Source organism: Streptomyces sp. NPDC014764 (assembly GCF_043082785.1).
Lineage (GTDB): Bacteria > Actinomycetota > Actinomycetes > Streptomycetales > Streptomycetaceae > Streptomyces > Streptomyces althioticus.
The window spans coordinates 172,815-183,084 of sequence record NZ_JBIBXY010000012.1; the positions used below are offsets into that span (position 1 = coordinate 172,815).

At 73.9% G+C, this 10,270-nt stretch carries 10 protein-coding genes; 4 read left to right on the top strand and 6 right to left on the bottom strand.

Features of this window, described 5'->3' with window-relative positions; all coding sequences use genetic code 11:
- The first annotated feature begins 1 nt into the window (after nt 1).
- Complete coding sequence (locus ACF1AG_RS25440) at nt 2-982, top strand: ABC transporter ATP-binding protein (protein ID WP_359599192.1); 981 nt, start codon at nt 2-4, stop codon at nt 980-982.
- Entirely contained in the window at nt 969-1,838 is an 870-nt protein-coding gene (locus ACF1AG_RS25445; protein ID WP_391810457.1) for an ABC transporter permease, read from the top strand. Before ACF1AG_RS25440 ends, ACF1AG_RS25445 begins: the two co-directional genes overlap by 14 nt.
- A 7-nt stretch (nt 1,839-1,845) precedes the next feature.
- On the opposite strand, the gene ACF1AG_RS25450 is transcribed toward ACF1AG_RS25445, so the two are convergent.
- From ACF1AG_RS25450 to ACF1AG_RS25460, 3 genes are all read right to left on the bottom strand, one after another.
- A complete protein-coding gene (locus tag ACF1AG_RS25450; protein WP_391810458.1) occupies nt 1,846-2,430 on the bottom strand; it encodes a flavodoxin family protein in 585 nt (194 codons plus the stop codon).
- Nucleotides 2,431-2,537: 107 nt separating this feature from the next.
- Nucleotides 2,538-3,713: an amidase family protein gene (locus ACF1AG_RS25455; protein WP_391810459.1), complete on the bottom strand. Its 1,176-nt coding sequence runs from the start codon at nt 3,711-3,713 to the stop codon at nt 2,538-2,540.
- Entirely contained in the window at nt 3,710-4,216 is a 507-nt protein-coding gene (locus ACF1AG_RS25460; protein WP_359599185.1) for a DUF6668 family protein, read from the bottom strand. Before ACF1AG_RS25460 ends, ACF1AG_RS25455 begins: the two co-directional genes overlap by 4 nt.
- A 159-nt stretch (nt 4,217-4,375) precedes the next feature.
- Between ACF1AG_RS25460 and ACF1AG_RS25465 the strand changes: the two genes are divergently transcribed.
- Entirely contained in the window at nt 4,376-6,040 is a 1,665-nt protein-coding gene (locus tag ACF1AG_RS25465; protein ID WP_391810460.1) for a tetratricopeptide repeat protein, read from the top strand.
- A 91-nt stretch (nt 6,041-6,131) separates the two neighbouring features.
- Here the strand turns inward: ACF1AG_RS25465 and ACF1AG_RS25470 are convergent, their stop codons facing one another.
- The 3 genes from ACF1AG_RS25470 to ACF1AG_RS25480 all read right to left on the bottom strand — a co-directional run bounded on the left by ACF1AG_RS25470 (nt 6,132) and on the right by ACF1AG_RS25480 (nt 8,700).
- Nucleotides 6,132-6,605, bottom strand: a complete 474-nt coding sequence (locus ACF1AG_RS25470; protein ID WP_359599182.1) for a VOC family protein — start codon at nt 6,603-6,605, stop codon at nt 6,132-6,134.
- A 46-nt stretch (nt 6,606-6,651) separates the two neighbouring features.
- Nucleotides 6,652-7,683 (bottom strand): EamA family transporter RarD, encoded by a 1,032-nt coding sequence (rarD, locus tag ACF1AG_RS25475; RefSeq protein ID WP_391810461.1) that lies wholly within the window; start codon nt 7,681-7,683, stop codon nt 6,652-6,654.
- Nucleotides 7,684-7,845: 162 nt separating this feature from the next.
- Nucleotides 7,846-8,700 carry an SDR family oxidoreductase gene (locus tag ACF1AG_RS25480; protein WP_391810462.1) on the bottom strand — a complete coding sequence of 285 codons (855 nt, stop codon included), beginning with the start codon at nt 8,698-8,700 and terminating at the stop codon, nt 7,846-7,848.
- A gap of 213 nt (nt 8,701-8,913) precedes the next feature.
- On the opposite strand from ACF1AG_RS25480, the gene ACF1AG_RS25485 reads away from it, so the two are divergent.
- Entirely contained in the window at nt 8,914-10,137 is a 1,224-nt protein-coding gene (locus tag ACF1AG_RS25485; RefSeq protein WP_359599177.1) for an FG-GAP-like repeat-containing protein, read from the top strand.
- Nucleotides 10,138-10,270: the final 133 nt, after the last annotated feature.

Genomic DNA, 10,270 nt, shown 5'->3' on the forward strand with positions numbered 1-10,270 from the left:
GATGGACGGGACGTCCGCCACGGAGCAGACACGCGACGGGCGGCCCACGGGTGACGACGTCGTCGTCACCCGTGGACTGACCAAGCGTTACCGCGGCGGACAGCTCGCCGTGGACGACCTGCACCTGACCGTCCCGGCGGGCAGCGTCTTCGGCTTCCTCGGCCCCAACGGCTCCGGCAAGACCACCACCATCCGCATGCTGATGGGCCTGATCGAGCCGACCTCCGGGACCGCACACGTGCTGGGGCGCCCCATGCCCCGCTCCGCGCGCACCGTCCTGCCGCACGTCGGCGCCCTCATCGAGGGCCCCGCCCTCTACGGCTTCCTCTCCGGCCGCGACAACCTCCTGCGTCTCGACGCCGCCGACCCCACCGCGGACCCGCGCACCCGGAAGGCCCGGGTGGCCGCCGCCCTGGACCGGGTGGGCCTCACGGCCGCGTCCGGCAAGAAGGCGCGGGCGTACTCCCTCGGCATGAAGCAGCGACTCGGTCTCGCCGCCGCCCTGCTGCGGCCCCGCCGGCTGCTGGTGCTGGACGAGCCGACCAACGGCCTCGACCCGCAGGGCATGCGGGAGATCCGCGCGCTCGTCCGTGAACTCGCCACCGACGGCACGACCGTCTTCCTCTCCTCCCATCTGCTCGACGAGATCGAGCAGGTCTGCACGCACGTCGCGGTGATGGCCCGCGGCCGGTTGATCACACAGGGGCCGGTCGCCGGGCTGGCCGCGGACGCCCGGGGCCGCCTGGTGGTCACCACGCCCGACCCGGCCGACGCGGCCCGGGTACTGAAGGAGCAGGGGCTCGCCGACGTCGTCGCGGACGGCGACCGGGTGACCGGCGATGTGCCCGGGCGCGACCTCGCCGAAGTGAACGCGGCGTTGGTGACGGCAGGCGTCCGGGTACGCGGCTTCGGGGTCGAACGGGCCTCGCTGGAGGACGCGTTCGTGGCGCTGACGGGGGAGGGGTTCGATGTCGCGGGCTGAGACGGTGAGCGCGCCGGTACGACCCCGTCCGTCGTGGACGCTGGGCCTCCTGCGCGACGAACTGCGCACCACCTTCCGCCGCTGGCGCACGCTCGCTCTGCTGGGCGTGCTGGCCGCCGTGCCGGTGCTGGTCGGGATCGCCGTGCGCATCGAGACCGGCGACGGCTCGTCCGGGGGCGGCGGGGGACCCGCGTTCGTCTCGCAGATCACCAACAACGGCCTGTTCCTGGTCTTCACGGCGCTCGCCGCGACCCTGCCGTTCTTCCTGCCCATGGCGGTCGGCGTGATCGCGGGCGACGCCGTGGCCGGCGAGGCGGGCGCGGGCACCCTGCGCTACCTGCTGGTCGCTCCCTCGGGCCGCACCCGCCTGCTGCTCATCAAGTACGCGACGGTCATGGTGTTCTGCCTGGCCGCCACCCTGGTGGTGGCCGTCTCGGCGCTGGCCGTCGGCGCGCTGCTGTTCCCGCTCGGCGACCTCACCACCATCTCGGGCACCCGCATCACCTTCGGCGAGGGCCTGGTCCGCGCCCTGCTGATCGCCCTGGTCGTCGCCGCGTCCCTGCTCGGGGTGGCCGCGCTGGGCCTCTTCGTGTCCACCCTCACCAACAGCGGCATCGCGGCGATGGCCACCACGGTCGGGCTGCTCATCACCGTCCAGATCCTCGACCAGATCCCCCAGCTGCACGCCCTCCACCCCTACCTCTTCTCCCACTACTGGCTGTCCTTCGCCGACCTGATGCGCGAACCGGTCCACTGGGACGACCTGACGAAGAACCTCGGCCTCCAGGCCCTCTACGCCGCGGTCTTCGGCTCGGCGGCCTGGGCACGGTTCACGACGAAGGACGTCACGGCGTAGGGAAGCGTCAGCCCGCCTCGTACGGGAAGCGGGCGAGCGGGGCGTCCTGGGTGAAGAACGTCTTGGCCCGGGTCAGCGCCTGCGTGTCCTTGAGCACGTCACCCGGCTTGCTGCCGTTGCCGAGGAGCACCCCGCCGAACCGCATCCCCAGGTAGGCGGCCGAGTTGTTCAGCGTGCCGACCAGGGGGTCGGCCACCTCGGGCTCCTCGTGGGCGAGCGCGGTGACGCCCCACAGCGTGCGGCCCTTCATCGTGGCCTTGAAGTCCACGCCGGAGGTGCGCAGCCAGCCCGACCAGTGGTCCAGGTAGCGCTTGGCCTGAGCCGACACCGAGTACCAGTACAGCGGGGAGACGATCACCAGGTCCGTCGCGGCGAGCGTGGCGTCCAGCAGCAGGGCGGTGGCGCCCTCGGTCGGGCGGACGTGGTCGCTGTCGTGACGCAGGTCCTCGAACTCGGGCAGGGGGTGGGCGGTGAGGTCGATCCACCGCTGTTCCACGTCCGGGGGCAGCTGCTCGGCGGCGCGGCGGGCCAGCAGTTCGGAGTTGCCGTCCGGGCGGGCGCTGCCCAGGACGAAGAGGAAACGGCGGGTCATGGTGGTCTCCCAAATATCCGGCGTTCGCCAATAACAGGCTTCTGCATCATATGCATACGCAAGTAAGTGCCCGCAAGGGCAGTCCGGGAGCGGGCGGCCCTCCCTTCTCAGCCGAGCGGCCGGTTCTCTCCCCGCGACGACGCCCGCAGCGGTTCGACCGCGCCCCGTCTCTCGGCCTCCTCCGCCACGGTGAGCAGCAGGTCCTCCCGGTCGTGCGGGGCCACCAGCTGGAGCCCCGCCGGGCAGCCGTCGGCGCCGAGTCCGGCCGGAACGCTCAGCGCGGGTTGACCGCTGAGGTTGAACGCCCAGGTGAGCGCGGTGGAGTAGGTGTCGCCGGGGCCGTCGTGGCCGTGCGGCGCGGTCGGCGTCGTGGGCGTGAGCAGCAGGTCGGCGCGGTCGAAGAGGGCGTGGAGACGGGTGTCGTTGGCGGCTCGGACGCGGTGGGCGCCGGCCGGGTCGGCGCCCGGGGTGCGCAGGGTGAGCCAGGCGGGGCCGGGGTCGAGAAGGGACGGTTCGACCGGTGGCCGCGCGAGGCGCACCACGCCCGCCTCCACGAGCCGGCCGACCGTCTCCCGCGCCAGGGAGACGGGCTCCGGGTCGGGGGAGGCGAAGCCCAGGCCGGGCGACCAGACCGCGGTGAGGGGGAAGGGAGGCGCAGACGCGTCCCGGTCCGAGACGACCCGCCACCAGAGGCCCGCGTCCGCCGCCGTACGGGCGAGAATCCCGGGCGCGGCCAGCCCCGTACGGTCTCTCGACGGGAAGCGGCCACCCGTCACCTTCAGCCCCGTCACCCCGCACCACGCCGCCGGGATCCGCACCGAGCCCGCCCCGTCGACGCCCGTCGCCAGGGGCACCAGTCCGGCCGCCACCGCCACCGCCGCCCCGGCCGAGGACCCGCCCGGCGTACGGTCCGCCCGCCACGGGTTGACCGTACGGCCGCGCGCCCCGAGCCCCCACGTCTGCCAGGGGGTTCCCGGCCCCGGCACCGACGTGGCGCCCACGGCGACCGCACCCGCGTCGAGCAGCGGCTCCGCCGCCTGCAGCCCGCGCCGCCCCTTGACCGCGACCGGCACCCCGGCCAGCGGCGGGCGCTCCCCGGCTGCGACCCGCGCGTCCGCCTCGGCAGCCCGCCGCAGCGCCTGCTGCTCCCACACGTCGAGAAACGCACACAGCTCCGGATCGGCCCGTTCGATCCGCGCCAGCGTCTCCGCGACCACGTCCACGGCCCGGCGCGCCCCCGCGCACACGGCGTCCGCGATCTCCCGCGCGCCGTCCACGCTCACCGCAGGGAGCCGGTGAGACGGGCCAGCGGCTCCGTCTCGCGCGGCGGCCGGCCACCCAGGTCGCCGAGGCGCCAGCCGGGCACCCACGGCACCCGGTACACGTCGATCAGCGGTTCGACCAGCCGCACCCGGTGCGCGAGAGGACGCGGGAGCCGGCCCGGCGCGTCCGCGACGAGGACGACGGCGTCCAGGTCGAGCCCGTGCGGCGCCTCACCGCGCCGGAACAGTTCGACAGCCGGGAGCACCGCGTCCAGTCCGGCCGCGTGGGTACGGGCGACCAGCAGCACGGAACGCGGGGTGCCGGGGGCGGGCCAGGACCGCCCGCAGTCGTGGCCGCCGTACACCGCGGCGAGCGTGGAGACGCCCGCGCCGCCGTGCAGGCCGACCCAGGAGAAGCGCCGGGCCCTCGCATGGGCGGGCGCCGGTCCCGGAGGGGCCGCCTCCGGCGCCGTCACCGGGCCCCGCAGCCAGATCTCCGGTCCCTGTCCCGTACCTGCTCGCATGACCCTCTCCTGCTCGGCGGCTCGATCGTCCATGCCCCCCGCCCGGTACGGAACCGGGGCCGGCGGCCCTTGGGACGAGCCTGTGACAACGCGGTGACGCGCACAGCGCGCGCGAGCGGACACACTCGACGGTAGGTGTACGACCCGAATGAGGGAACGATGTCTCGACTCAGCCGCGAGAAGAAGCGGGAACAGCAGCAGGCCGCGGACGTGACGAACCGTGCGGCGGTGCCGGTCGACGTCCGTGTTCCGTCCGACGGGTCGGACGAGCCGGGTGCCTACGTCGACGGCGTGCGGGTGATCGCGGGCCCCGGCGAGGAGATCCAGCAGGCCGTGCTGAACCGCCTGCACCGTCTCGCCGTCGCCACCGGCCACGCCGTGCACGCGACGGTGCGCGACGAGCGCATCGGGTACGTCGTCCCGCTCCGGGTCGCCCCTGACGGCTCCAGCACGTTCGCCGCGCAGCCGGTGCAGCTGCGCGGTGTGCGGGACAGGGAGCAGGCGTCCCCCGAGACGCCGGCCCCTGGTATACGCCCGGCCCCGGAGACGCGTGGCCCGGCACCCCAGGATCCGCCTCGCGGTCCGGCACCCCAGCCCCCGCCTCGGGCTCAGGCACCCCAGCCCTCGCCCTCTGGACCGGACACCGACCGCCCGACCCACCTGCTCCGCCCGCTCCGGGAGCCGGAGGTACCGGAGGATCTCCGCCCGGCCTCGGTGTCCGAGGTGCCGGGGGGTGCCCGCCCGGTTTCGGTGTCCGAGGTGCCGGGGGGTGCCCGCCCGGTTTCGGTGTCCGAGGTGCCGGGGGGTGCCCGCCCGGTCTCGGTGTCCGGTGACCGGGAGTCTGAGGCGCGGCAGGCTGAGGTCCGACGGCCTGAGGCACCGGCGGCCTCCGGACCGTCCGCGCCGGAGCCCGGCGCCCCGGCGGCTCCCGGTGCCGCCTCGACGCCCGGCGCCCCCGGATCCCGGGTCTCCGCACCTCCCACCGCCGTTCAGGACGCCACCCCGACCTTCCCCCTGCACCCGATCCCCGGAACCGATACCGGAAGCGGGACCGGTACCGGATCCAGGACCGGATCCGGTACCGGATCCGAAGCCCCCGACGACTCCCCACCCACCTTCCGCCTCCGCAGGGTGCCCGCGCCCGGCACGGTCGCGCCGCCCACGGGCGTGTTCGGCCCGCCCCCGGACATGGACGCGCGACCGCACCCCGCCCAGCCCGACGCGGTGACCGCTCCCGCCCCCGTGCGCACCCCGGCCTCCGACCTCGCGGCCGCGCTCGACGCCGACCCGGACCCTCGGCCCACCCCGCCGCGCGGTTTCGACGCCGTCGCCGAGGCCGTGCTGGGCGACGAGCCCGCCACCCCGGCCGGCAGTCCCCTCGCCGACCCGGTGGAGCGGATCAACGAGGCCGTGCGGGCGGGCCGGATCGACACGGCCGCCCGTCTCGCCGACGAGACGCTGGAGCAGGCCGCACTGGCCCTCGGGGCGGAGCACCCGGAGGTGCTGCGCCTCCGGGAGCTGACCGCGTACATCGCCTATCTGGCGGGCGAGCCGGTGCGCGCCTTCCGGCTCTCCCTCGACCTCGCCGTCGTCTGCCGCCGCGCGGGCGACACGGAGGCCGCGTACGGCAACGTCCGCAGCGCCGCCACCGCGTGGCGCGGGGTGCGCGACCCCCTGCTCGGGCTGGAGCTGGGACATGACCTGATCGGGCTGTGGACCGAGCTCGCCTCCGAGGGCGGCCCCGCCGCCGACGAGGAGGAGGAACTGGACTCCGCCCGCGCCCGCATGGACCGCCTCACCACCCGCGCCCGCGACCTGCGGTGATTCCCCAGGGTCCTAGGGCTCCAGAGCCCTCAGACCCCTCAGACCCCTCAGAGCCCTCAGAGCTTTCAGGGCCTTCAGGGCCTTCAGGGCTTCAGTGGAGGCAGAACTCGTTCCCCTCCGGGTCCGCCATCACGATCCAGCTCCCGGCGGGCTCCTCCACCCGCCGCAGCACCCGGGCGCCGAGCCCCTCCAGCCGGGCCAGTTCCTCGTCACGGCGGTCGACACCGGGGTGCAGGTCGAGGTGGAGCCGGTTCTTGACCGTCTTCTCCTCCGGCACCCGCTGGAAGAGCAGCCGCCGGCCGCGCCCCGTGCCGCTCTCCTCCTCGTAGGGGTCGTCGGGGTGCCGTACGGCGGCCAGGTCGCCCCAGGCGCGGCGGCCGTGCGACACGACCGTGAGCGCCTCGGGGACGGCCCCCGCGGCGAGCAGCTTCCCGATGAGCGGGCTGTTGTCCTCGACCACGTAGTGCAGGGCGGCGGCCCAGAAGTCCGCCTGGGCGTGCGGGTCGGCCGCGTCGACGACGACCTTCCAGTGCACCGGCGTGGCCGGCGTAGGTGTCTGCGTCATGCGCCCGTTATAGGGGACGGCACCGACAGCGCCGCCCCGCCGCGCGCTACCGCTTGGTCTCGAGCGCCTGCGCCGCCGCCTCAGCCTCCGCCTCGCCGGACGGCGCGGCGGCCGGCACGGCGCCTCCGGCGCCGGGCGGGACGGTGGTGCCGCGCGCACCGGCACGGCGGCCGGGCAGGGCACGCGAGGCACGGCGGGCGGTGCGCAGCGCGTCCCAGGTGAGCAGGGTGAGCGCCAGCCACACCAGGGCGAACCCGGCCCAGCGCTCCGGCGGCATGGCCTCCTTGAAGTAGAGGATGCCGAGCAGGAACTGGAACACCGGCGCCAGGTACTGCAGCAACCCCAGCGTGGACAGCGGCACGCGGATCGCCGCGGCGCCGAAGCAGACCAGGGGGAGCGCGGTGACGATGCCGGTCGCGGCGAGCAGCAGCGCGTGCCCCGTTCCTTCGGCGCCGAAGGTCGACTCGCCCTGGCTCCCCAGCCACACCAGGTAGCCGAGGGCGGGCAGGAACTGGATCGCGGTCTCGGCGGCCAGCGACTCGACGCCGCCCAGGTTGACCTTCTTCTTCACCAGTCCGTAGGTGGCGAAGGAGAAGGCGAGGACCAGCGAGATCCACGGCGGGCGTCCGTAGCCGACGGTGAGGACGACGACCGCGAGGGCGCCGACGCCGACGGCGGCCCACTGGGCGGGCCGCAGGCGTTCCTTCAGCAGCAGGACGCCCATGGCGATGGTGACCAGCGGGTTGATGAAGTAGCCGAGGGACGCCTCGACGACGTGGCCGGAGTTCACCGACCAGATGTAGAGGCCCCAGTTGACGGTGATGACCGCGGCGGCCACGGTGATCAGGGCCAGCTTGCGCGGCTGCCGCACCAGCTCGCCGATCCACGCCCAGCGGCGGATCACGGCCAGCGCCGCCGCGACGACGACCAGCGACCACACCATGCGGTGGGCCAGGATCTCCGCGGCGCCCGCCGGCTTGAGCAGGGGCCAGAACAGGGGGACGAGCCCCCACATCCCGTACGCCGCGAAGCCGTTCAGCAGTCCTATGCGCCGCTCTGCGGCAGGCTTCCCGGTCACGGGCCCCTCCAACGTGTTCCGACGCGTCCCGTAGCCATCCGCGGGACCGCCGACGCGCGCGGAACCCACCGGACGACGGTAACGCCGCACACCCCCACGTGTCATGTCCGTACCGTCATACGGTCATGACGGTACGGACGTGGGGCGCGACCCGGCCGGGGGTCAGTCCTTGAGCGCCGCGGCGACGGCCTCGGCGAGCGGGGTCGTCGGGCGGCCGGCCAGCCGGGACAGGTCACCGCTGTCGACCACCAGCTCGCCCTTCGCGATCGCCGCGTCCACGTCGGCGAACATGGCCGCCGCCGGCTCGGGCAACCCGGCGCCGGTCAGGATGCCGGTGAGCGCCTCGGGGGTGACCGGGTTGTAGGCGATCTCCCGGCCGGTCTGCCGGCTCAGCTCGGCCGCGTACTCGGCGAAGCTCCAGGCCTCGTCACCGCCCAGCTCGTACGTCCTGTTCTCGTGGCCGTCGCCGGTCAGCACGGCGACGGCGGCGGCCGCGTAGTCGGCGCGGGAGGCGGTGGAGATCCGGCCCTCGCCCGCGGCGGCGACCACCGCGCCGTGCTCCAGCACCGGAGCCAGGTTCTCGGTGTAGTTCTCGTGGTACCAGCCGTTGCGCAGCAGTACGTACGGCACGCCCGAGTCGAGCAGCGCCCGCTCGGTGCCGCGGTGGTCGTCGGCGAGCGAGGCGGTCAGCGTGCCGGGGGCGCTGGTGTAGGCCAGCAGGGCGACGCCGGCCGCCTCGGCGGCGTCGATGACGACGGAGTGCTGCCGCACCCGGCCCTTGTCGAACTCGTTGCCCGAGATCAGCAGGACCTTGTCGCCGGCTGCGAAGAGGCCGTCGAAGGTCTCCGGCGCGTTGTAGTCGGCGACCGCGACCCGCACCCCGCGCTCCGCGAGGTCGGCCACCTTCTCCGGGCTGCGCACGACCGCGGTGACCTGCTCGGCCGGGACCTTCTCCAGCAACTGCTCCACCACGTGACGGCCGAGCTTCCCGCTGGCTCCGGTGACGACGATGCTCATGATGCGACCACTCCTCGGGGGTACGTATAGACACTAACTGTAGGTCAGGCGCTAACTTTTGGAAAGTGTATGCCGGTGGGCGCAGAGGTGCTCGTGTTGCTCTACGATCACGCTCGCGCGAGTAGCCGCCGAACGGCCCGGCAGTCCGCCGGGGAGCCGTCGCATCGGGGGGTGCGAGGAGCGGATCGCGCTTCACCGGGAGGGGACCCAACCATGCGGAAACGATTCAACCGGGGCGTCGCGGCGCTCGTCGGCCTCACGCTGGCCGGCACCGGCCTGACGGTCGCGACCGCCGCCCCGGCGGCGGCGAGCTCCTACGACTGCCCGTCCGGCTACTTCTGCGGCTGGTCGGGCGAGAACGCCAAGGGCTCGATGTGGAAGACGAAGAAGAACGTCGCGGACCTGGGCAGCTGGGACAACAAGATCCGCTCGTTCGTCAACCGTACGACGACGATCGCCTGCCTGTACGAGGACAAGGACTACGTCCCCTGGGGAGGCTACTGGGCCCAGGACCCGAACTCGCCCGGCGAACTCAGCAGCTCGTCGCAAGCCACCACCAGCTCCGTCAAGTTCGTCCGCACCGACCGCGAGTGCAGTCAGACCGCCTACCCGAGCTGGTACTCCGAGCCGTCCCCCACGGCCGCCGGCTTCGGCGACATGAACGGCGACCGCCGGGCCGACGTCATCACCCGTGACCTGGCCGGGCGCCTCTGGTTCACCCCGGGCGACGACACCGGGCGGCTCATCGGTGCGGGCGGCTGGAACGCCATGAACACCCTGACCCGCCACGGCGACTTCAGCGGTGACCGGCGGGAGGACCTCATCGCCCGGGAGAAGGCCACCGGCAAGCTGTGGCTCTACCCCGGCACGGGCACCGGCTCCCTCGGCACGCGCAAGCTGCTCGGTGCGAGCGGCTGGAACTCCATGAACCACATCACCGCCTACGGCGACCTGACCGGCGACGGCCGCTCCGACCTGATCGCCGTCCAGAAGTCCACGGGCAAGCTGTGGCTCTACCCGGGCGCCTCGGGCGCCAAGCTGGGCGCGCGCAAGCTGATCGGTTCGGGCGGCTGGAACGGCATGAACGCCCTGGCCGGCATGGGCGACGTGACCGGCGACGGCCGCCCCGACCTGTACGCCCGCGAGAAGGCCACCGGCAAGCTGTGGCTGTACCCGGGCACCTCCACCGCCCGGCTCGGCGCGCGCAAGCTCGTCGGCAGCGGCGGCTGGAACACGATGGAGCACCTGATCTCGGTCGGCGACTTCTCCGGCGACGGGCGTCCCGACCTGGCCACCGTGACCAACGAGAAGTACAGGATCGACGGCTTCGAGGGCCATCTGGGCTGGCTGATCACCTACCGCGGCCGGGCCGGCGGCACCTTGTACGGAGCCCAGCGCACCCACGGCGAGTGGTGGGGCCTCAGCGACTTCTGCTGAGCGCACCCGGCCGACGCGAAAGGGCCCCGGCATCCACCGCTTGGGTTCTAACGGTCCTCGCAACACCCGCGATCTGTGGGAGTTGCGAGGACCGTGGCCGTTGGACGCGATGATCTTGCGGGGATGCGGGAGC

What these genes read in the sequence shown, in the direction of transcription:
- ACF1AG_RS25460 (WP_359599185.1), bottom strand. Translation starts at nt 4,216, where the DNA reads ATGCGAGCAGGTACGGGACAGGGACCGGAGATCTGGCTGCGGGGCCCG.
- ACF1AG_RS25480 (WP_391810462.1), bottom strand. Translation starts at nt 8,700, where the DNA reads ATGAGCATCGTCGTCACCGGAGCCAGCGGGAAGCTCGGCCGTCACGTG.
- ACF1AG_RS25485 (WP_359599177.1), top strand. Translation starts at nt 8,914, where the DNA reads ATGCGGAAACGATTCAACCGGGGCGTCGCGGCGCTCGTCGGCCTCACG.
- ACF1AG_RS25450 (WP_391810458.1), bottom strand. Translation starts at nt 2,430, where the DNA reads ATGACCCGCCGTTTCCTCTTCGTCCTGGGCAGCGCCCGCCCGGACGGC.
- ACF1AG_RS25465 (WP_391810460.1), top strand. Translation starts at nt 4,376, where the DNA reads ATGTCTCGACTCAGCCGCGAGAAGAAGCGGGAACAGCAGCAGGCCGCG.
- ACF1AG_RS25470 (WP_359599182.1), bottom strand. Translation starts at nt 6,605, where the DNA reads ATGACGCAGACACCTACGCCGGCCACGCCGGTGCACTGGAAGGTCGTC.
- ACF1AG_RS25445 (WP_391810457.1), top strand. Translation starts at nt 969, where the DNA reads ATGTCGCGGGCTGAGACGGTGAGCGCGCCGGTACGACCCCGTCCGTCG.
- ACF1AG_RS25440 (WP_359599192.1), top strand. Translation starts at nt 2, where the DNA reads ATGGACGGGACGTCCGCCACGGAGCAGACACGCGACGGGCGGCCCACG.